This window comes from Shewanella zhuhaiensis, assembly GCF_022484835.1.
Taxonomy (GTDB): Bacteria; Pseudomonadota; Gammaproteobacteria; order Enterobacterales; family Shewanellaceae; genus Shewanella; species Shewanella khirikhana.
Genome location: NZ_JAKUDL010000001.1, coordinates 263,915 through 285,246, shown reverse-complemented (window position 1 = coordinate 285,246; position 21,332 = coordinate 263,915). Strand labels below are relative to the sequence as shown.

The following is a 21,332-nucleotide window of genomic DNA, read 5'->3' as shown; positions in this document are numbered from 1 at the left end:
TTCGGTCTTTATAACTCGCCGGGGAAGCGCTCCACCCCTGCGATAAATCGTACGAATAGTTCGGACGTTTCAAGTTGGGTATTCTTACAGAATCTTTCCGAGAATCAATGCCAAAATTAGCGAATTTTTTGAGATATTGCGTTTAATTTTCACCTCTTTATTTCATTTTTCCGTTCAATCCCGACTTTAGTCGAAAAAAACACCATATCAAGGCACAAGTACCAATTTTCCGTTGTGACTTCCGGCCTCCATCAGCGCGTGCACTTTCACCACCTCTGACAACGGATATTCGCCGAAAATCGGCACCCGGCACTCACCCTTTTCCAGCAGCGGCCACACCTGCTGTTCAAGCTGCCGGGCAATCTCAGCCTTGGCGGCAATGCTCTGGGGGCGTAAGGTCGAGCCGGTCCAGTTGATGCGCTTCATCATCAGCCGGAAAATATCCACCTCGGCCCGGGGGCCTGACTGCATGGCCACCGACACCATGCGCCCATCCATGGCCAGCAGCTTCAAATTGGTATTGATCATGGCGCCGCCCGCCATATCCAGAACCACGTCCACGCCGCGGCCGTCGCTGGCGGCAAGCACCTTGTCCACCAGTGCCTCGTCCCGATAATCAAAGGCTTCGTCAGCACCAAGGTTCAGGCAGTAGGCACGCTTCTGTTCGCTGCCGGAGGTCACCAGTACCCGGCTTCCAAACGCCTTGGCCAGTACTATGGCAGTGGAACCTATGCCACCACTGCCACCCTGGATAAGCAGCGTCTCGCCCGATTTAAGCCCCGCCCGCATAAACAGATTGCCCCACACGGTAAAGAAGGTTTCCGGCAGCGCTGCCGCCTGCGCCATAGACATCCCCTGCGGCAGCGCCAGGCAGTGCTGCGCAGGGGTAAGCACATACTCACCATAGCCGCCGCCCGGCACCAGGGCACACACCTTGTCACCAAGCTGCCAGCGGCTGACGCCCTTCCCGAGGGCTGCTATCTCGCCGGCTACTTCCAATCCGAGCACAGGCGACGCCCCCGGCGGCGGTGGATAAGCGCCGCGCCTTTGCGCCAGATCCGGGCCGTTCACCCCTGCAGCCCGCACCCGGATCAGCACTTCACCCTCGGCGGGTTCAGGCATGGGGCTTTGCACCAGTGTCATCACCTCCGGCGCACCGGCGGATGCAAAATCAACATGGGTATAAACAGAGGTCATCGGGCAGGGTCCAGTAGCCAGCAAAAGTTGTACCCAGCATAGCAGCTTAGTGAAAGGACGAAAGACTGAAACCTTTTGGTGAGCGCTTACATGAATGGCATACAGTATAAAATTTACACATTTTGAGTGTTTTTATCCTGTTGTTTTAGTTTCTGTTATTGAAAAATCACCTCCCTTTCGCCTTTCAAAAGCATAAAAACCCCATAGTTTATATATTGTATATTTTATTTATGTGACTATATTGTTACACCTGATTAACAACTGACCGGTGTGCCTTACCGCCGGCAATAACAAGCATCTGCCCTGCAGACATTTCACTACTTGGAGTCATTATGAAACTCAATACCCTGGTCGTTGCCCTGGGGCTGTTCGCCGCCCCGGTCGCCCTGGCAAGCCACACAGGCCTGACCCAGCTGCACCAAGCCGAGGTGCAAAAAGCCCTCAGCAAACAAGGTCCAATGGGCATGCCCGGCCTGCCTGGCCCCATGGCTGCCGCCGAATGTGAAAACTTCATCGGCCTGTCCGGCTCGGCCCTGGTCAGCAAGCTGGCCGCCTCAGCACCGGATTGTGTCAGCAGCCTGTATAACCTCAAAGGCAGCGATGCCACTGCACTATTTGCCGAAAGCAACATGCGTGCAGTCATGCAAGGGGTGAACAGCCGCGCCGCCAGCTACACTGGCACAGACAGCAGCGGTATCGAGTCACTGATTTACTTCCTGCGCGCCGGTCTTTACGTGCAGTGGTACAACCCTGAGTTAGTGCCCGCTTACTCCAGCGCCTTTGGCAATGATGTCAAAACCGGCCTGACCACCCTGTTTAACAACAGCAATGCCTGGATTGCCGCCGACAGCAACGCCGGGGTGCTCAAAGAAGCGCTGATCCTGGTGGATTCGGCCGGACTCGGGGCGCACTTCAATTGGGTCACCATCAAGGTGCTCAACGAATACAACGCCAACTGGCAGGCAAGCTTTGGCATGAACGCCGCAGCCAACGCCGTCTTCACTACCCTATTCCGCGCCCAGTGGGACGAACCAATGAAAACCCTGTTTGCCAGCGACCAGAGCATCCTCGATGCCCTCAATGGCTTCCAGAGCCGCAACCGCAACCTGCTTGGTACCAATGCCGAATACGTGCTGGTGAACGCGGTGCGCGAAATGTCGCGTCTGTACTACATCCCCCAAATGGAGTCACGGGTACGCACCCTGGTAAAAGCTGTGCTCAGCTCCAGCAGCAAGAATGACGCCAGCAAAACCATTTGGATGGCCGCCGCCGAAATGGCCGATTATTACGATCGCGCCAACTGTAACGACTACGGCATTTGTGGTTTCAAGGCCACACTGGAAGCCGAAACCTTAAGCTTCAACCACAAGTGTTCCGACACCCTGAAAATGCGGGCCCAGCAGCTGTATGTGGATCAGGCCAACTGGGCCTGTACCGTGCTGACAGGTCAGGAAAGTTACTTCCACCAGATGCTGGAAACCGGCCGCCAGCCAGTGGCCAACGATAACAACGACGATCTGGAACTGGTGATTTTCAACAGCTCAGAAGACTATGGCTCCTACGCCGGCACCTTCTTTGGTATCGATACCAATAACGGCGGCATGTATCTGGAAGGCTCCCCAGCCGGGCTGAAAAACCAGGCACGCTTTATCGCCTATGAAGCCGAGTGGCGCCGCCCCGACTTCCACGTCTGGAACCTGCAACACGAATACGTGCACTACCTCGATGGCCGCTTTAATCTGCACGGCGACTTTGCCCGTGGTATGTCGGCCAACACCGTATGGTGGGTTGAAGGTCTGGCGGAATACATCAGCTACCGCGATGCCAATCTGCGCGCCATCGAGATGGGCGAAACCAAGGGCTATGCGCTGTCCACCATCTTCAAAAACAATTACGAGTCGGGTCAGGACCGCATCTACCGCTGGGGTTATCTGGCGGTGCGCTTTATGTTTGAGAACCACCGCGACGATGTGCGCACCATTCTTAACTACCTGCGCAACGATAAGTACACCGAATATCAAACCTTTATGGACAACATCGGCACCCGTTACGACAACGAGTGGTACGGCTGGCTCACCAGTGGCCTGTCCACCGCCAACGATGGCATAGTCGACAAGGGCCCGGATGACACCGCCGCCGAAGCCAGTGGCACCACAGGTAACTGGTCGGGTCCGGGCAGCAGCATCAGCACCGACTACAGCCCGTGTGAGGTAACCAACGAAGCTTACCGCTACACCAAGGACGCTGAGCTCAAAATCGACCAGCCAATGGAATGTATCGACGCCCAGAACGGCCGTGCCAGCTTCGCCTTTGCCAACGAGAGCCGCAGCGATGCCGAGATCTGGATTAAGATCGGCGGCGGCTGGGGCGATGCCGATATTTACTTCAACTCCGGCAACTGGGCCAGCGGCGAAAACAACGAAGGCTATGGTATCGGCAACGGCAACCATGAAGTGATTAAGGTTCGCCTGAACCCCAACGAATATTGGCACTACCTGACCCTGGATGGCGACTTTGGCGGCGTGGATCTGCTGCTGTCGACCACTGAAGTGGTGGCCGATCCCGACCCCGCCCAAGGCGGTGGTGACAATGGTGGTGGTGACAATGGCGGTGGCGACAATGGCGGCGGTACCCCACCAGCCGACTGCGGCGCAGCCACCAAGGACTACGGCAAGCTCGAGTTCGGCGTGGATGAGTGCATCGCCGGTGGTCGCAGCAGCTTCTACTTCTGGGTAGAAGAAGACAACACCGAAGTGACCATCAGCACCGCCGGTGGCAATGGCAACGCCAACCTCTACTTCCATGCCGACAGCTGGCCGGATGCCGGTAACGCTCAGGCCCGCAGCGAAGGCAGCGGCAACAGCGAGCGCATCAGCGTTACTGTTAACCGCGGCTGGCGTTATGTGTCGGTCAACACCGACAGCGAATACAGCGGCGTGACCCTGCGTCTTGCCCTTGGCAGCGGCGGTGACACTGGTGGCGATAATGGTGGCAATACCCCAGGCACCCTCACCAACGCCTGTGCCAGCCAAAGCCCGGTGAGCTACACAGCGCTGGAATCTGGCGTGCCAGTTTGTGCCAGCGAAGGCCGCAACGACTACTATGTCTACGTACCCGCAGGTACAGCCAAGCTGACCCTGCGCTCGGCCCACGGCAGCGGTGATGTCAGCCTCTACGGCGCCAGCGGATACTGGCCTACCGAGTCCAACTATCAGGCCATTTCCGCCACAGCTGGCAGCAACACTGAATCTATCAGTGTCAGCAACCCAGGCAGCGGCTGGTACTACTTTATGGTTCAGGGCGACGCTGGCACCAGTGGCGTGACTGTGCAGTTGGATATGCAGTAATCCCAACACCCCGGCGCCATATGGCGCCGGGGGCTACACCGACAGCAAAAGGCCCGCGATTGCGGGCCTTTCTATTGAACAGGACCAGGCTTGCTCAAAATGGATGATCCACCATCAGCCACAGGTTTGTGCCTTCATCGCTCCTCGCCAAATCGGCGCGCACCACCAGCCCGGCGGTCATGGCCCTGAGCGACACCCCATAGTCAAACTTCATCTCGTCGGTAAGGGTGCTCAGCTTATATTCAGGTGCAACCCGCCCTGCTTCGACAAAACCCACCAGCTGGAACCAGTCCAATCGCAGGAAGCGCAGCCAGTTTACATCTGCCAGCGGATTGTATTTCAGGGTGTAACGGTACTCGGCGCTGGCATACAGGGCGGCCTTATCGTGGAAACGGTTCAGGTCGTAGCCGCGCATCCGGGTGAAGCCGCCAAGGGTGGCTCCTTCGTTGTAGGGGGCGCCGCCGCGCACAATGCGGGCGCCGTCATTCAGGGTTTCCAGCTCCCAACTGGGGGAATAGCCACTCCACAGATTCAGTGCCAGCACCCGCTGATGGGCGTAATCCGACTCGCCAAAGGAGAAAAACTTGCTGGCAGAAAATTGCCAGAAGTCCCATTCAAAATCTGAGTCAACAAAGCCAAGGTCCGTCGACCATGACAACCACTGACGGCTGCCGTAACTGGGGTTTATCGCGAAGTCGGTGTTGTCGTACAAAAGCCCCAGTTCCACCGCACCAAAGTCGCCATCCAGCTGGCGCTTCTCAAACTCAAAACTTTGATAACGTGAGAAATACCTCAGCATGGCCACGGTGGCACCGCTGGTCATGGGGTTCCATTCTTTACCGCCACTGGGCTCGGAGATAAGCAGCCCCTGCTTAAGCCGATAATTCACCATGCCACTGTTGGCGGTGGCACCTATGGGCAGGGCATATTCGAGCCGCATGTCCAGCCAGTTGGAGTTGCCATCTGCCTCGAAGTATTGGCTGTTTGACGATTCATTGCTGCCGGGAATGGGCGTGCCCTCAGGCACAGGCACTATGGATCCACCGGCATAGGCGCGTTGATCCGGATAATAGGCCCACAGCCCGTGGGCGCTGGCGAACCAGCGCTCTGTGCCTTCAATCCGATAGTTGAATACCCCGGCCCAGGCGCCGCGGCTGACATCGCCGCCAAAGGCGGTGGCGCCCAGGGTCATCTGATCCTGATGCCATCCCTTTATCATGCCGCCGACACCGAGGTTCAGCCCCATGGTCTCGGTACTGAACAGGTACGGCAACACCAGATTCTCCCGTACCCGATCCGGGCTTTCGGCCCGATCGACGGTGTTTTTCACCCTGGGGCTTGCGGCGCTTGCCAGGCTGCTGTGCAGCAGCAGAGGCACTGCAATGACGGCCAGCTTGGCCAACGTTGATCTCATGGTGTCTTCCTTGTGCTTCAATGCCTGTGGATGTCCGAATACGATTGCCTATGCCTGGCTGACAGCGCCGGTGGTTTGCGCTCAGCAGCTGGCGATGGCGGCAAAACTGCCACGGCACAACTTGGCAAGCGCGGCCGGCGCCAGAGCGATTTCCAGCCCTCTTTTTCCGGCACTCACATGGATACGGGACTGCGCCTCGGCGCTGTTGTCTATCAGGGTCGGCAGGGCCTTCTTTTGCCCAAGCGGACTGATGCCACCCACCAGATAGCCGCTGGAGCGCTCGGCGGCTGCCGGGTTTGCCATCACCAACTTCTTTTGCCCCAGCGCCTTGGCAGCCAGTTTGAGGTTCAGCTGACAGGCCACAGGCACCAGTGCCACGGCGATTGGCATGGACTTTTCGTCCACTGCCACCAGCAGGGTTTTAAACACACTCCCGGGCGCCAGCCCAAGTTTGTCGGCGGCTTCCAGACCGTAGGATCCAGCACGGCTATCGTGCTGATACTCGAGCACCTCAAAGGGAACACCGGCCTTTTCGGCCTGCTTGATTGCTGGGGTCATAACTGCGGCTCTGATGATAATTTTGTTCAGTGTGCCAGCAGCTTGGCTCAGGGTAAAACCCACAAAGGTGCAAAAACGCCGAATGTGATACTGCGCCCTGGCGCGCAAATCAGCCTGTGAGGCGCCGCACGCTTTGATGGGAGTAAAACAGAAGCCCTGCGATACTCAGAATACCTGACTGAGTTCCATACCATTGTGGAAAGCCACCCGATCGCGGCCACTCTGCTTGGCGTGGTACAAGGCCGCATCGGCCCGCTCCATCAATTGCAGCCAGGTTTGATCCCGCTCGCGCCGCTGAGCCACACCAATACTGACTGTCAGCAGCACCTCGGTATCAGACAAGGTCAGGGGTTCGCCCTGAATTTTCTGTCGCAGCCGGCTGGCCAGTTTACGGGTGCAATCATGGCCGCTGCCGGGCAGCAGGATCACAAACTCCTCGCCGCCAAAACGGAACAGGTAATCGTAACCCCGCAGCAATCGCTCGCAGGTTTGAGTCACATGCTTAAGCGCCGCATCACCATAAACGTGGCCATGGGTGTCGTTGATTTTTTTGAAATGATCTATATCCAGCACCAGAAGTCCAAGCTCGGACGAGGTGCGGGCGCTGCGTTCAAACTCACGCACGGCAATGTCGTTCAGGGCGCGGCGATTGAACCAGCCTGTAAGCGGATCCTTGATAGTCAGCTCCCGCAGTTCCAGCTCCTGACGGCGGATCACCATCAGGGCGCAGGCCATGGTGCCCAGGCTCAGCAACACGAAAATCGCCAGAGTGCCAGAGGTCTGGAAGAACTGGCTGCCGGTCATGGTCAAATTCAAATCGGCATCCAGATGCAAAATCGCGGTGCGCAGCAGCAACTGCAAAAAGAACGCAAGTTCCAGCAGCATGAGAGGCAGACAGGCCAGCTTGAGCTCACCGGGGGCGTGGCGCCACAGGGTGCTGACCGTCGCCAGATTCAGCACCATCAACATGGGTAACAGCAACATCTGGCGATTATTCACCGACTCCTGCAGCCAGGGCAGCAAGTGCAGGCTGGCAACAAACACCACCACTGCCAGCGCCAACGACCAGTACGTTTTAAGGCCAAAGTAGCGCCTAACCCCCATCAACAGGGCGCTGTGGCCGGCAAAATAGCAGACATTAACAACAACGGGCACCACCCAAAAGGGCAGCGGATAATGGAAAACCAGTACGGTGAGAATATTGCCACTGAAAAAACACATACCGGCAAAAGACCAGTCGAGCAGACTGTATTCGCGGGGGCTGGCGATGAATAACCCCAGCATGCTGATGGTCATCATGGCGCTGGCAAACGCGGTAGCTATATGAAGGGTGTAAGCATCCATTCTCACTCACTTGCAGCGCGGCGGATTATCCGCATGCAATGCACTATATCAGTCTGGTCGCCATCTTAACTCAGCCAAACAGGCAACTCCATCAAACTTTGCGATGTATTTCATTCAGTTAAATGTGAATTGCTAATATACATTTCAACGGGATCCAAAAAACAGGGCCGCACTGTGGCGGCCCTTTGATTGAATTAACTCATTAAGGTTTGAGCTTGATATACAGCTCACCGTCGCGGATTTCGATATCCTCCACCCCATCGGCAAAGGCATTCCAAAAGCCGCTGTCGCCAAACTCGCTCACCAGATTCACCTGTTTCATATTGCCAAGCCAGGCATTGGGAATGGGTACCCCCATCAGGCTTACCCCCGCCAGCGACACCACAGGCCGGCGGCGCTGATCCAGATGGATATTGAGCCCGGCGTTCACCCTCAGGGTTTCACCGGCCATGATGGGAAAATCTTCAGGGATAGGAATAAGCATCTTGGCGCTGGCCAGATTGCTGGAAAAGTCGATGGCGAGACGCTGGGCAAAATCAGGGCTGCGGCCAATCATGGCGTTGACTTCTTTTTCGCTGAAGGTCACCTGACGATCACCATCCAGCTCCCGGTATGGCTCAGGGGTTAAATCATTGCTGCCGCCCTTTTGGCTGCCACTGCTTTTGTGCTGGCGGCTTTGGCTGCTTTGACTACTCTGGCTACTGCCGGATACGTCCCAGCCCAGGGTTTCCAGCTTGGCTTCGAGCTTCTTTTCCTCTTTGGCGCTTAAGGTCACCGGGGTAAAGGGGCTCGGGAAGATATGACTGCGGATGATAAAAAAGCTCACCACTGCGGTCAGCAGCATCACAGCCATTACAATCAGCAGCACCTGGGCGCCGCTGAAGCCAGGTTTCTGCGTTCGCTCTTGTGTTGTGTCCATGCAAAGTCCCCACATTGATCTCATGCATAATTTGTGTGAGGCATGTTACTTCGCCTTGGTCATCCAAAGCAAAAATGCCGCTATTCCAGTCATTGAGCCTGCTGCCGCAGCTTCCCCGGCGGCAGCCCGAAGCGGCGCAAAAAAGCCCGGCCAAGACTCTTGGCCCCGGAAAAACCCACGGCATCGGCTATCTGCTCCAGATTCTGGGATGAATGCTTCACCAGTTGATATGCCTTGGTCAGCCGCCACTCGGCCAGATACTGCACCGGCGACATACCAAGCTCGGCATTGAAGCGCCTCACCAGGGTTGCCACCGACATATTGCCCTCTTCTGCCAGCCACGCCAGCGTCCAGGTGTGGGCTGGCATACGGTGAATGGCGGTCAGTACCCGCATCAGACGAGGGTCTTTCAAAGCACCGAAAAATCCGCCCATATCGGGCTGGCGCGCCAGATAGGCTTTCATCAGCAGGATAAACAGCACCTCAGTGAGCCTGTCGATAACCGGGCTTTGCAGCGAATGGCTCTGCTGTATTTCCTTGGCTATCAGCTCAACCGTCAGCCACAGATTGGTATCGGCGGCAAATTCCCCCAGCAGTAACAGCTGCGGCAATGCGGTGATCATCGGATGGGACAGCGCATGCTCGTATTCCACCATGCCGCAGAGGATCCTGTGGCTGATTGGCCCCTCCTGAAACAGTGGCTGCAATTGACAGGCCGCCGCGGCTTTATCTGCATCCACCAGCATCCTGCCGGGTTTGTCGGCAATCCAGTGGCTGTGGCCCAGCGGCAGCATGGCAATGTGCATCTTGGGCACCTGCAATTGGCTATCGCCACTGCCCACGACAAACTCACCCTCAAGGGCGACATGAAACCTCGGCATCGTCATCGCTGGCAGGGCTATGCCCCAGGGCGATGCCAATGACGACTGGAAAAAGACACTGCCACGAAACCTCAGGGTCTGCATCAAATCATCAAGCAAATCAAAGTGACTGGCGTCATCAATGCGCGTTTGAGCGTATTTTTTGATTGGCTGGGATACCAAGGCGATTCCTCTGTGCGCGTAGCATATTTTTCGTACAAGTATGCAAGGTACAACAATAACCAAGGAGAACGCACCATGAAGGCAAAAAAAACAAGCATAAAACTAATTGCACTCTTGCTGGCAATGCCATTGGGCACCACTGCGGCATTGGCCGGTGACTATTATTCCTTTGATAAAGGAGAGCTATTGCGGCCCACGGGTTACCGCGAATGGGTCTATGTGGGCACCCCTGTTACCCCCAACGACATGAATAACGGCAAGGCTGCCTTTCCTGAACACCATAACGTCTACATAGATCCCGGCAGCTGGGCCCACTGGAAAAAAACCGGCACCTTCCGTGATGGAACCATATTAATCAAAGAGTTGGTAAGCGTTGGCAGCAAGGCAGCCGTCAGTGGTAACGGCTATTTTCAGGGTGAGTTTCTGGGGCTGGAAGCCACCATAAAAAGCAAGAAGCATTTCCCCAACGAACCGGGAAACTGGGCCTATTTCAGTTTTTCAAGCCCCGATCACAAGCGTCTGAGCAAAAGCGCAAAGCCCTTTCCCGCCACTGCCTGTAACGCTTGCCATCAAACGTCTGCCGCCGACGACTTTGTGTTCACCCAGTTTTATCCGGTACTGAGCCAGGGTAAGGGTAGCGGCAAGGCGGCCAGCGGCGGTTTTGCTGATGAGCTGAATAATCACTATCAGGAGCCCAAGGCCGCTAGCGGAGGACAATAATATGCGTAACACCTTGATATCTTTTATCTCTATAGCGTCACTGGCGGGAGCCGTGCTGTTCGGTCTGACACCAACAGTGCAGGCAACTGACCATCAGGGCACTGGTTTGAGCGAGGTAGTCGATGCCAAAGGTAACATTAGACTGCCGGATGATTTCAGGCTGACCATGACTCATCTGGGCTCTTGGTATGTTCCCGGCGGCGATGCCAGTGGCTTTCACGATGTTTATGCCGACACAGAGTCGGTCAGAGCCTTTCGCCGTGATGGCAAGTTTCCTGAGGGCGCTGTATTGGTAAAAGAGCTCAGGGGCGCCGAGTCGGGTAACTTCACCACCGGCGACAATGTCAGCTACAGCAAGGCCGGGGTAAAGCAATGGTTTGTGATGGTCAAAGACAGCCAAAACCGCTTTGCTGGCAATCCTGCCTGGGGTGACGGCTGGGGCTGGGCGCTGTTCAAACCCGGTGACACTAACACCAATGTGGGAGGCAACTACAAGGAGTCTTGCCTGGGCTGCCATCAACCCGCCAAGGATACCGATTGGATTTACCTGCAGGCTTATCCGAGCCTGATGGCGCGCTGAGACAAGCACTCGCTATTACAAGGCCGGTCAATCCGGCCTTTTTCATGGTTTGCTGGCAGTGATTTCAGCCGCAATCGCCAGCGCCAAACTGGCAAATGCAGTAAAAAGTTGTCATCCGACTATGGCATAATTGCCAGCCAAAGCTGCTTAAAACTGCCTGCGCCATTGGGTGAGGCAGCTCCGCTTTTGGTATAAATTCCAACCGGCTAATGCGGCATCCTTGTTATACTCTGCCAGGCATTCTCACAAGGAGTGGTAGATGACCAATCCCCTGCGCACCTTCGCGTCGCTGTACAGTACCACCCTGTTGACGGTTCTTGCCGGGGGTCTGTTGACCACCTATTTGGGCCTTAAGCTTTCGGCCATGGCTGTGCCCCAGATTTGGATTGGCGCCATGATGTCGGCCTATTACGCCGGTCTGGTGGCGGGCTCCAAAATTGGCCACAAACTCATTGCCCGGGTTGGCCATATCCGCGCCTTTGTAGCCAGTGCCGGGATAGTCACCGCCTCGGCGCTTGGGCATGCGCTGGTTGACGACCTGTCGATTTGGATAGTGCTGCGCCTCTTGGTCGGCCTTGGTATGATGTGCCAGTACATGGTGCTGGAAAGTTGGCTGAACGAGCAGGCCGACAACAGCCAGCGCGGCGCCGTATTCGCAAGCTATATGATTGTCTCCTATCTGGCGCTGATTTTAGGTCAGGGCGCCATCAGCCTCTACCCGGATCTGGGCCTTGAGCCCCTGCTGCTAATCGCCATCTGTTTTGCCCTGTGTATTGTGCCCATTGCCATCACCCGCCGCATTCACCCGGCGCCTTTGGTGCCTGCGCCGCTGAACGTGACTCACTACTTTAAAAAGGCGCCCCAGGCGCTGACCACAGTTGCCATCGGCAGCATGATTGTGGGCTCTTTTTACGGCCTGGCGCCCGCCTACGCCAGTAACCTTGGACTGGACCCTCAGCAGGTGGCTACCTTTATGACCGCCACCATAGCCGCAGGCCTGCTGGCCCAGTGGCCCATGGGCAAGCTGTCGGATAAGATGTCCCGCAGTCGCCTTATTCGCAGCAACTGCCTGCTGCTGGGCGTACTCACCCTCGGCATTGCCATCACCCCTTACCAGCCCACGCTGGCGCTGGTGATGACCTTCCTGTTCGGTATTCTCGGCTTTACCCTGTATCCGCTGGCCACGGCGCTCGCCAACTCGCGGGTAGAACAATACGAGCGTGTGGGCTTGTCGGCCACCATTCTGCTGACCTTCGGCCTTGGCGCCTGTATCGGCCCTTTAATCGCCTCAACCCTGATGCAGTGGTTTGGCAACAGTATGCTCTATGGCTTTATGTCTGCCTGTACCCTGGTGCTGTTTGCCGGGCTGAATTACATCAGCGCCCGCCAGAAAGCCGAAGTGCCCTCCACCGACGACTACATTATGGCCACGGGCGACCTGGTATCCTCGCCGCTCGCCGCCGCCCTCGATCCGCGGGTAGATATTGAATCTGTGCAGGAACAGATGACCCCAAACAGCGACGCTAGCGCAGATGCCGACAGCCAGGCCGACACTGACGACAGCACTGATAACAGCGCCGACGACTATGATGGCGATGACGACCAAGACAGTGGCCATGACAGTCGCGATGAAAGTGATCGCGATAACAGCAGCGACGACAACAGCAACGGCTTTATCGAAGCGCAGGACTTTGTCACTGAACAAGCGCACTCGGCCGAAGCCGCACAGGATAAAGCCCCTGAAGCTGAGCCCGGCGCCGAGAAAGCCGGGACGCTGAGCCCGACGCCGACAAGGCCGGGACGCTGAGCCCCAAAGGCTAACCGCCCGACTCCTGCCACCAATAAAAAACCTCGCCGCAGCGAGGTTTTTTTATTGGCTTAAGACTCAACGGGCCACGTTGGTGTAATCCGCCATATCCCGCTCACGCTCTATGTTGATACGGGCGGGAATAAAGGTGCGATAGCCGGGGGCACGACCATAGACCTCGCCATCCCGCTCCTCACGCTCCACCACATAAAACACCCGCTCACCGTCAATCATCTGGCTGTTAATCGGGTACCAGTAGCGCCGCGCAAAGGGTAAGCGATCGATTCTCACATAGTCAGTTTCTACCTGATAGGGCACAGATGCGGCCTGAACGAAGGGAATACTGCTGAGGCCATTTGCATCCGGCGCGCTCCAATCGCCACTGGCAAAGGTGTTTTGCACTTCAGCGCCATTGAACTGCCAGCCCCACAGACGCTCGTAACTGAGCAGCCCCATGGCATCCACCGAGCCCGGCAGCCAGCTGTTGATTTCCCCCACCCAGAAACGGCTGGGTGAACTGGGCTGCAACTCGGCCGCCCCCAGTTGCAGGCTGGCATCGCCCTTCACCCAGATGTCATACACGGCAAAGCGCTGACCGCCGTGCTCAAATACCGAAAATACCCCCAACTCAATGCCGAGCTTATCGAGGATTTGGCTGGTCTGGGTCATGCCATCGGCGTAACTGATCACCAGCCGTCCTGCCCCATCCACCTGCCAATTGGCGCTCACGTTGGAGTGCTTGCCCGTTACTGTGCCGTTGGCAGCAAACTGCAGCGCATCGGCGTAGGCAGTATGGGGGAACAGATAGTCGTCGTAGACCCTTAATCCTTCAGAATAATGGTATTGCCCGCCCCAAAGCCCAGCCAGGCAGGTATCACCCGAGCTGCAGCCGGTAACGAAGGGAATATTGTCGATATCGTAGTTGGCCCGGAAGTTTTGGGTCGCAGTTTCCAGCAGCAGTTTCGGCTGAGCTATGGTGAGGGTGCTGCCATCGTTAAGCAAAATCGGTGGGGTGTTAATCTCACTGCGGGACTCCACCGACACCAGATCCACCAGGCTGCCATCCACCACTCGGGTGTAGGCCCGCTGGATCAGGCTGCGACGGGTCACAAACAGATCTGTCACGCCGCCCCCGGCATAGTATGCGGCGATTTCTGCCGGGTCGTCGGTCACATATTCGATACTGTCGGTCAGCTCCTCGGTCACAGTCGCATTGGGGTAGTTCGCCTCGATGCGGCCATTCGCTATCTGCCAGTTAAAACTCTCGTTGATGGCCTGCCCGTTCCACTGCTGAAACCTGAGATCTGTGCCCGTCATAGTGACATTATCAAATTCCAGCGCCGCGCCGTTTCGGGCCATAAAGCCCGGACTGGTGGTGCTGATGGCGTAATAGAGGCTGGGCACATCGGCAGCGCTGAAGCCTGCCACCAGATTGCTGTCGGCCAGAATATCCGCAAGCGCCTGCTCCAGCGTCTCAGGTGGCGTACTGGCGACAAAGGTCTCTACTGCGGCGTCGTCAGCTATAAAGCTGAGGATACTGTCAAAGCCATCCGGCAGCTGATAATTGGGGTCATCCACTATCAACTTGATAATGGCCGCCAGCTGAAACAGCTCGGTGGCGTCCACTGCGGTTTCGGCCTGTTCCAGTTCCGCCAGCGTGGCCGGTTGCTCGCCGCCATTGGCCTCAAGCACCAGGCTGTATTTGGCCGTGGTCAGGTTAGTCACATTGATGGGGTCATCTTCACTGAGCACCCTGGAAAAGCTGCCCACCAGATTGACAAAGTCGATGCTGTCGCCGGTCTCGCTATTGGTGGCCGACGACTCAATCAGCAGCAGCTGCTCAATGTTGGTGGTGAGCACATCCAGGCTGTAGGCGCCGTTTTCATCCGCCACCGTGGTAAAGGTGTTGCCATTGAGGGTGACAGACACTGTGGCATAAGGAATAGGCTCGTCGGTCACCAAGCCGGTGATGGTGGCCGCAAAACCGCCACAACTGGCGGGCACATTTTTCACATCGGCAACCGCCATATTGGCCATATCGCCATTAACCACTATGCCGACCTGGCACGGCAGAAACGCGAGGCTCGCGGCATCGATTTTACTGTGGATTTGCTTTGGGGTTTGAAAGGCACTTAATACAAAGCCCGGATTGGCCGCATCCACAATCTCGATATAGGCGTCACCGGCGCTGTCCTGCCTGTGGTGATGACCATCGATTTTGGCTTTCACCAACAGCTGATTAGTGTCGGCATCAAAGTGCACATTCTGGATTTTGATTTGCTCGGCAAGCGCAGCGCCGCTGAATGTGAGGCCGGAGCAAACCGCCAGCGCACCCAGCCCCCATGCCGTGGAGAGTGATTTGACTTGCATACTGATTTCCCTTTTCGTCTTTGAAGAAGCTCCTGCTAACCAGACGAATGCAGGTCAGAGTTTCGCGAACGCATCCTGCCACAACAACCCCTCCTGCCTTGGTCAAGGAGAACGAATAAGGGTAGTCGACATCGGCGGGATTGCCACTTAAGGGTTAGACACTAACACTTTCGTACATATGGCTGCGGGTGTTGCCAGGATCTGGTCCTGACAGCCAATTCGGCAACGACTAACCAAAACTGCCGCAGACCTTGAGCTTGGCAACCGCTGTGGCTGCTGATTACTGGGGATCCATGGCGCCACTCGATTACTGGGGATCCATCGCGCCGCTCAGCACCCGCTGTTGATATTCGGCTTCCCATCGAGGCGTGTCACCAAACCAATCGGTCATGGCATGACGATATTCGGGGGTGTCTCTCAAACGGAGCAGCGCTTCATCAATACGGGCGCGAAAGCTGTTGCCCCAGTCCCCTTTTGGCATCACTGCATAAGCAAATAAAAACTCGGTATTTTCGGTGGCCCCAACGCTTATCAGGGGCTCAAGCTTAGGGTCCAGCTTTTGGGCATAAGCCAGTTCGGCGCGGTAGCCGATGGTGGCATCGATGCGGTGCAAGCTGACCATTTTGGCAAGCCCGGCGTAGTGTTCTCCGACCCGGGAATAGGTTCCCTCGGCAAATCGCGCCTTGTCCTGAAGCAGCACATCAAAGGCCTTGCCATAGTTTCGGCCATCGGCAACACCAATCTTGCCACCCTGCTCCATTAGCTGCGCCAAACTCAGCTGCGGGGCGCTGTGCCATTTGGATTCCCAATCCTCACGACGAACTGTCAGCTCAAGCGGCGGCACCAACATGGTAACGCCACTGTATTGCACATAGTCGGCGAGACTGGTGTCTTTAAGAAATGAGATACACACCACGTGCTGACCGGTTTTCAGCGCCGTGCGAATGCGCAGAATCGGCATATATTCGGTGGTATGATCGTATTCGGGCAGAGCCTGTTGGAACAATTTGATGAGCCTGTCTGCAATCCCTTGCCCCTGATACTCCCCATCGAGGATGTAATAGGGTTCAAAGCGCTCCAACACCCAAATCACCTGCTCTTTGGCTTGAGTCGCCATTGATATCAACAGCAAGGCCACGCTCAGCAACACGCTTTTAAGTAACCGCATCATCAAGGCCCCCATAGTGGCTATGACCAGTCCTGAACCAAGGGCTGAAGGAAAAACACAGACAGCGCTAAGTATAGTAGAAGGTGCCGCTTCGCGGCCTAAAGGCAGCGGGATGCAAAGCGGCATCGTAAGCTAAATAGCCAGCCATATCGGCAAAGGCATCGGAATAGTCAGATACAGCGCCAACCAAAGCCTGCCTGCCACACTGATTGCCGCCCCGGCAGGCAAGTTCGCGACAGTGGGGATATAGTTACTACTATGCTCAGCAGCGCTTTGTTTGAACGGCATTTTTGATAAATGCCGGATTTGCGACACCACAGAGATCCAAACCCTATACTGATGTCGTATGAATAGAGTATTCCTGTGTCCTGCGACACGCCGACAGCAACAGCTCGCTTGGGGTAACCGATGATTTTAAATCGCGTTGTGTGTATGTTTTTACTCAGCGTTGCCGTGTGTTTTACGCCGCCATCCCTGGCCGCTGACCTTCATTTTCGCGTGGTGGACCCAGCGCAGCTGGCCATAGCCGATGCGGCGGTAGAACTGATTTCAGATGCGATACCCGCCACAGCAGCTGGCGAACATTATGAAATGTCGCAGAAAAATCGAACCTTCACCCCCTTTGTGCTGGCTGTTGTCAAAGGCTCGCTGGTCGATTTTCCCAATCTGGATCGTACCCGCCACCATGTGTATTCCTTCTCTGAGGCCAAGCCGTTTGAGCTCAAACTGTATGTGGGCAAGGCCGAAGCCCCAATCCTGTTCGATAAACCCGGTCTGGTCGCACTCGGCTGCAATATTCACGACTATATGCAGGCCTTTATTTATGTTGCTGACAGCCCCATGGTGGCCGTGACCGACGAAAATGGAGAAGTCCACTTTGCCAATGTGTCCCCCGGCCAATACCGCATCAAACTCTGGCATCCATGGCAGAAAGAGGTTACTAAGCCGAGCGAGCTCAGCGTAACCACAGCGGCACAGACGCTCACGCTGGCAATGGATATCGAACGTCAGGCTAAACCTTCTGCCCCGCCATCGGGATTTGGGCAATTCGATGTTAAATAGCTTTCGTGCCCGGCTGATTCTGGTTTTCTTTACAGTGCTGACTTTGGTGCAGTTTGCCACGGCATTTTCGGTGCTGACGGCAACCCAGAGAGATAACTTTTTACAGCAACAAAAGAGCCTTGAAATCGGCGCAAATGTGTTTCGTGAAGTGCTGTCCAATCGCGGTATTCAGCTCAGTCAAAGCCTGTCGGTGCTCAGTGCCGACTTTGGCTTTAAGCGTGCCATTGCAACAAGAGAGCAAGAAACCATTGAGTCGGTATTGTCCAATCATGGTGCCCGTATCGGGGCTGATGCGGCCGTCTTATTGTCACCCAAGGGAGAACTGTTAACCTCAAGCCTGCCGGGTCTGACACAGGATGATATCCAGTCGCTTTTCGAACTCACCGCCAGCAGTACCAATGCGCTGGCGGTGCTCGATTTTGACCATGCCAGTTACCAGTTTGTGCTGCAGCCAGTGAAAGCCCCTACCCTGATAGCCTGGGTTGGCATGGGTTTTCTGTTGGATGAGAAGGTGGCCAGCCAAGCCAAAGCCATCACAGGGATTGATGTGAGCTTTGTTAACCAGACCAAGGGCCGGATTGAAATCGCCTCAACCTTATCCGGCAGCGAAAAACAGACAGTGATTGCACAGGCAAACCAATTCTCCAGCCTGTTGAAGAACCCCAGCGAAACAGTTCCTGCAGACCATTTATCCATGGCAATCAAGCTCTATGAGCACAATGGCAAGCAGTTGGTGCTGCTGCATCAGTCAAACCTAAAGTGGCAGCAAAGTTATCAGCAGCTGCGCAATAACATGCTCGCTATCTTTGCCCTGACCCTGGCGCTGGCGATTGCTGTGGCCATTTGGTTGTCGGGCAGTTTGACTGAGCCGGTTCATCGCCTGGTGCTGTATGCCCGTCAAATTGGTCAGGGTAAGCAGCCGGAAAGCATTCAGGGTGCCCCAGCGGAATTGCGGGTGTTGGCCAAAAGCTTGTCCTTGATGCGCGATGATATTGAAGCGCGCGAAAAGGATTTGCTGTACCAGTCACGCCACGATGGTTTAACCGGCCTGCTTAACCGATTTGCGGCAAAACAGCATTTAACCGAGCTCAGCCAACAGCTGTCCGGCGCTATCGTATTGTTGGATATCAAGCATTTTCGTCATATCAACGACATTATTGGTTTTGCCAACGCCGATGCCTTATTGCTGCTGTTTGCCCGCCGTCTGGAGCAGTTGGCGCCGACACCGGATTTACTTGCCCGATTGGACGGCGATTCGTTTTTACTCCTTTACCGCCAGAGTATTTCGCACGAACATTTGCAGAAGTCGCTGGATATGCTGGAGGCGCCCTTTCCTGTTCAGGGGTCCAATATCTCCCTCACGGTCCGCGCCGGACTGCTCGAAATCGATGGCAATGGCACCGACATAGACGTGTTAATGCGCCGCGCAGAAATCGCCCTTAATCAGGCATGCCTGCACGCGCAGCGTATTGCCAGTTATCGAGAGGGCGACGATGAAAAGTATCAACGTGAACTCACGCTTATCCGTGATTTACCCTTGGGCTTAGCCCGGGACCAACTCTATCTGGTGTTTCAGCCCAAGGTTAATCTGCACCTCAATCAATGTGTTGGCGCCGAGGCATTAATTCGTTGGCAACACCCAACCCTGGGTTTTATTCCCCCGGATGAATTTATTCAGCTCGCCGAAAACTCGGGGAACATAGATATCGTCAGCCAATGGGTATTGAAGCAAGCCATCAAGCAGTTGGTTGCATGGCAGCAGCGGGGGGTGGCGCTGAAATTAGCCATTAACCTCTCGGCCCATGATTTGAGTGATACCCGCTTGCCAAACCAGATTTCCACCCTCTTAAAAGACAATCATCTGCCAAGCGGCGCGCTCTGTATTGAAGTCACCGAAGGCGCTGTGATGACAGACGCGCAAACCGTGGTGGGTGTATTGCAGCAATTCCGCGACATGGGTGTGTCGGTTGCTATTGATGATTTTGGTACCGGGCATTCATCGTTGGCATATTTGAAAATGTTGCCCGTCGATGAAGTCAAAATTGACCGCAGCTTCATCCAACATATCCACAGCAACAGCCAGGACGCCATGATAGTCAATACCAGTATTCAGCTGATCCACGGCCTGGGTTTCAGCGTGGTGGCCGAGGGCGTCGAAGATGAGGCAGGGGTTGATATGCTTCGCAAGCTTAACTGCGACATCATCCAGGGCTACGTATTTTCCAAGCCCTTGAAAGCGGCTGAATTTGATCTGTGGTTTGACGCTTTTCATCCTGCAGGTAAGTAACTTGAGCGTTTGCGCCTGACGGCGTTAAACACGGTATTCGCCTTCGAATGCAAGCTAATCGCGTATTGAGTGAGTATACCCATGAACACAATGAAGTTGAGCTTATCGGCCCGGCGCTATATCAGGGCACTGCTTTGCCTGCTGTGCCCGCTTGGGATAGGGGCCGTTGCGCCTGCCATGGCTGAAGGCAGCCGCGTGATTGCCACTGGCGGCGCCTCTATGATTGAAGGCAGTGCCGGTGGTGGCATAGTGCCCTGGGCCGTGCTCAATGGTTATGGCAGCAGCGAAGAGTGGTCGGCTACCGCCATGGCAACCGGCGTTTATGTGGATGATTTTACGCTGAAAGTAATGGGCGCCTCCGTCAGCTATGACAATCGGTTTGAGCTGAGTGTCGCAAGGCAAACCTTTGATTTGGACACCCTGGGCGGCGAGCTTGGCCAGGATATTCTGGGGGTAAAATACAAACTTGCCGGCGAGCTGTTATATACCGCCATGCCACAAATTACCCTGGGCGCCCAGTATAAAAAAGTGGCTGACTTTACCCTTCCTCAGGCAGTTGGCGCCCGCAGTGACTGGGGCATTGATGTTTACCTTGCCGCCAGTAAAGTCTTTTTTGATGTGGTCGCGGGGCGAAACATTCTTATCAACGGCACAGTGCGTGCAACAAAGGCCAACCAAACCGGGCTGCTGGGGTTTGGCACTGAGGCCAGTAACGATTACCACCTTATGCTGGAAGCCTCAGCGGCGCTGCTCCTCACCGACAATCTGGCGCTGGGGATTGAATATCGCCAAAAACAGAATGAACTGGGATTTGCCCGTGAAGATGATTGGCAGGATGTGTTTTTAGCCTGGTTTATCAATAAACATCTGTCGGTGGTCACCGCCTATGCCGATTTGGGCAGCATTGCAGGCTTTGATAATCAGCAAGGCTGGTATCTGTCGCTGGAGGGCGCGCTATGAGCCATGTATTACGCCGTTTATTGCGCAGCATACTGCCGCTCAGCACAGCACTTGCTCTCACAGGCTGCGCTATGCCTAACGATACTCAGGCACCCGCCACACACACCAGCCGGCCCAGCCTATATCAGGCCCTCGGTGGCGAGGTGGGCGTCGTCCAGATTGTCGATGGATTACTTGAGCGGATCGCACGGGATCCCCGCATAGTGCAGCACTTCGACGAAACGGATATTGCGATATTCCGCGAGCGCCTTATCGAGCATCTGTGTGCTGTTACCGATGGTGGCTGTGTCTATCAGGGCGAAAATATGGCAGACAGCCATCGGGGTTTGAATATCACTCAGGCCGACTTTGATGCCCTGGTGGGGCACTTGATTGAATCCATGAAGGATGCAGACGTTCCGACATCGACCCGCAATGCCCTGCTAAAACGCCTTGCCCCCATGTATGGCGACGTGACCTATCAGTAGCCACTTTTAAGCCGCTTGCGACAGATTCTATATCGCAAGAGTCAGGTTTTTAGTGGCAAGTACCAGCGCAACTGTGGCGACGCAGACGA

Annotated in this window: 16 protein-coding genes; 8 read left to right on the top strand and 8 right to left on the bottom strand. The window is 55.7% G+C overall.

All coding sequences use genetic code 11. The features are described from left to right. Positions 1-207: 207 nt before the first annotated feature. Positions 208-1,197, bottom strand: coding sequence for an NAD(P)H-quinone oxidoreductase (locus MJ923_RS01200; protein ID WP_240589556.1), 990 nt, complete (start codon positions 1,195-1,197; stop codon positions 208-210). Between the two features lie 332 nt (positions 1,198-1,529). Between MJ923_RS01200 and MJ923_RS01195 the strand changes: the two genes are divergently transcribed. Then, entirely contained in the window at positions 1,530-4,544 is a 3,015-nt protein-coding gene (locus tag MJ923_RS01195) for a M9 family metallopeptidase (RefSeq protein WP_240589555.1), read from the top strand. A gap of 94 nt (positions 4,545-4,638) precedes the next feature. On the opposite strand, the gene MJ923_RS01190 is transcribed toward MJ923_RS01195, so the two are convergent. The 5 genes from MJ923_RS01190 to MJ923_RS01170 form a co-directional block, all read right to left on the bottom strand. Next, positions 4,639-5,958 carry a BamA/TamA family outer membrane protein gene (locus MJ923_RS01190; RefSeq protein ID WP_240589554.1) on the bottom strand — a complete coding sequence of 440 codons (1,320 nt, stop codon included), beginning with the start codon at positions 5,956-5,958 and terminating at the stop codon, positions 4,639-4,641. A gap of 81 nt (positions 5,959-6,039) precedes the next feature. Beyond that, the gene (gene ybaK, locus MJ923_RS01185; protein WP_240589553.1) at positions 6,040-6,516 is read right to left on the bottom strand and encodes a Cys-tRNA(Pro) deacylase; all 477 of its coding nucleotides are present in this window, start codon (positions 6,514-6,516) and stop codon (positions 6,040-6,042) included. A 165-nt stretch (positions 6,517-6,681) separates the two neighbouring features. After that, positions 6,682-7,860 carry a GGDEF domain-containing protein gene (locus MJ923_RS01180; protein ID WP_240589552.1) on the bottom strand — a complete coding sequence of 393 codons (1,179 nt, stop codon included), beginning with the start codon at positions 7,858-7,860 and terminating at the stop codon, positions 6,682-6,684. Between the two features lie 202 nt (positions 7,861-8,062). Next, on the bottom strand, positions 8,063-8,803 hold the full coding sequence (locus MJ923_RS01175; RefSeq protein ID WP_420854400.1) for an arginine N-succinyltransferase: 741 nt from the start codon (positions 8,801-8,803) through the stop codon (positions 8,063-8,065). Positions 8,804-8,868: 65 nt separating this feature from the next. Continuing rightward, complete coding sequence (locus tag MJ923_RS01170) at positions 8,869-9,822, bottom strand: AraC family transcriptional regulator (RefSeq protein ID WP_240589550.1); 954 nt, start codon at positions 9,820-9,822, stop codon at positions 8,869-8,871. A gap of 75 nt (positions 9,823-9,897) precedes the next feature. Between MJ923_RS01170 and MJ923_RS01165 the strand changes: the two genes are divergently transcribed. The 3 genes from MJ923_RS01165 (at position 9,898) to MJ923_RS01155 (ending at position 12,929) form a co-directional block, all read left to right on the top strand. Beyond that, complete coding sequence (locus MJ923_RS01165; protein ID WP_240589549.1) at positions 9,898-10,542, top strand: cytochrome P460 family protein; 645 nt, start codon at positions 9,898-9,900, stop codon at positions 10,540-10,542. 1 nt (position 10,543) lies between these two features. Beyond that, on the top strand, positions 10,544-11,122 hold the full coding sequence (locus tag MJ923_RS01160; protein WP_240589548.1) for a cytochrome P460 family protein: 579 nt from the start codon (positions 10,544-10,546) through the stop codon (positions 11,120-11,122). Between the two features lie 259 nt (positions 11,123-11,381). Beyond that, entirely contained in the window at positions 11,382-12,929 is a 1,548-nt protein-coding gene (locus tag MJ923_RS01155) for an MFS transporter (protein WP_240589547.1), read from the top strand. Positions 12,930-13,007: 78 nt separating this feature from the next. On the opposite strand, the gene MJ923_RS01150 is transcribed toward MJ923_RS01155, so the two are convergent. Together MJ923_RS01150 and MJ923_RS01145 are read right to left on the bottom strand one after the other, a co-directional pair. After that, a complete protein-coding gene (locus tag MJ923_RS01150) occupies positions 13,008-15,299 on the bottom strand; it encodes a carboxypeptidase-like regulatory domain-containing protein (RefSeq protein WP_240589546.1) in 2,292 nt (763 codons plus the stop codon). A gap of 307 nt (positions 15,300-15,606) precedes the next feature. Beyond that, a complete protein-coding gene (locus MJ923_RS01145) occupies positions 15,607-16,470 on the bottom strand; it encodes a transporter substrate-binding domain-containing protein (RefSeq protein ID WP_240589545.1) in 864 nt (287 codons plus the stop codon). A 405-nt stretch (positions 16,471-16,875) separates the two neighbouring features. Here MJ923_RS01145 and MJ923_RS01140 point away from each other — a divergent pair, with 405 nt between their 5' ends. The 4 genes from MJ923_RS01140 (at position 16,876) to MJ923_RS01125 (ending at position 21,243) form a co-directional block, all read left to right on the top strand. Next, entirely contained in the window at positions 16,876-17,529 is a 654-nt protein-coding gene (locus MJ923_RS01140) for a methylamine utilization protein (protein WP_240589544.1), read from the top strand. Continuing rightward, positions 17,519-19,816 carry a bifunctional diguanylate cyclase/phosphodiesterase gene (locus tag MJ923_RS01135; protein ID WP_240589543.1) on the top strand — a complete coding sequence of 766 codons (2,298 nt, stop codon included), beginning with the start codon at positions 17,519-17,521 and terminating at the stop codon, positions 19,814-19,816. Before MJ923_RS01140 ends, MJ923_RS01135 begins: the two co-directional genes overlap by 11 nt. An 81-nt stretch (positions 19,817-19,897) precedes the next feature. Then, the gene (locus MJ923_RS01130; protein ID WP_240589542.1) at positions 19,898-20,776 is read left to right on the top strand and encodes a DUF3034 family protein; all 879 of its coding nucleotides are present in this window, start codon (positions 19,898-19,900) and stop codon (positions 20,774-20,776) included. Then, a complete protein-coding gene (locus tag MJ923_RS01125; protein ID WP_240589541.1) occupies positions 20,773-21,243 on the top strand; it encodes a group I truncated hemoglobin in 471 nt (156 codons plus the stop codon). Before MJ923_RS01130 ends, MJ923_RS01125 begins: the two co-directional genes overlap by 4 nt. Positions 21,244-21,332 lie beyond the last annotated feature (89 nt).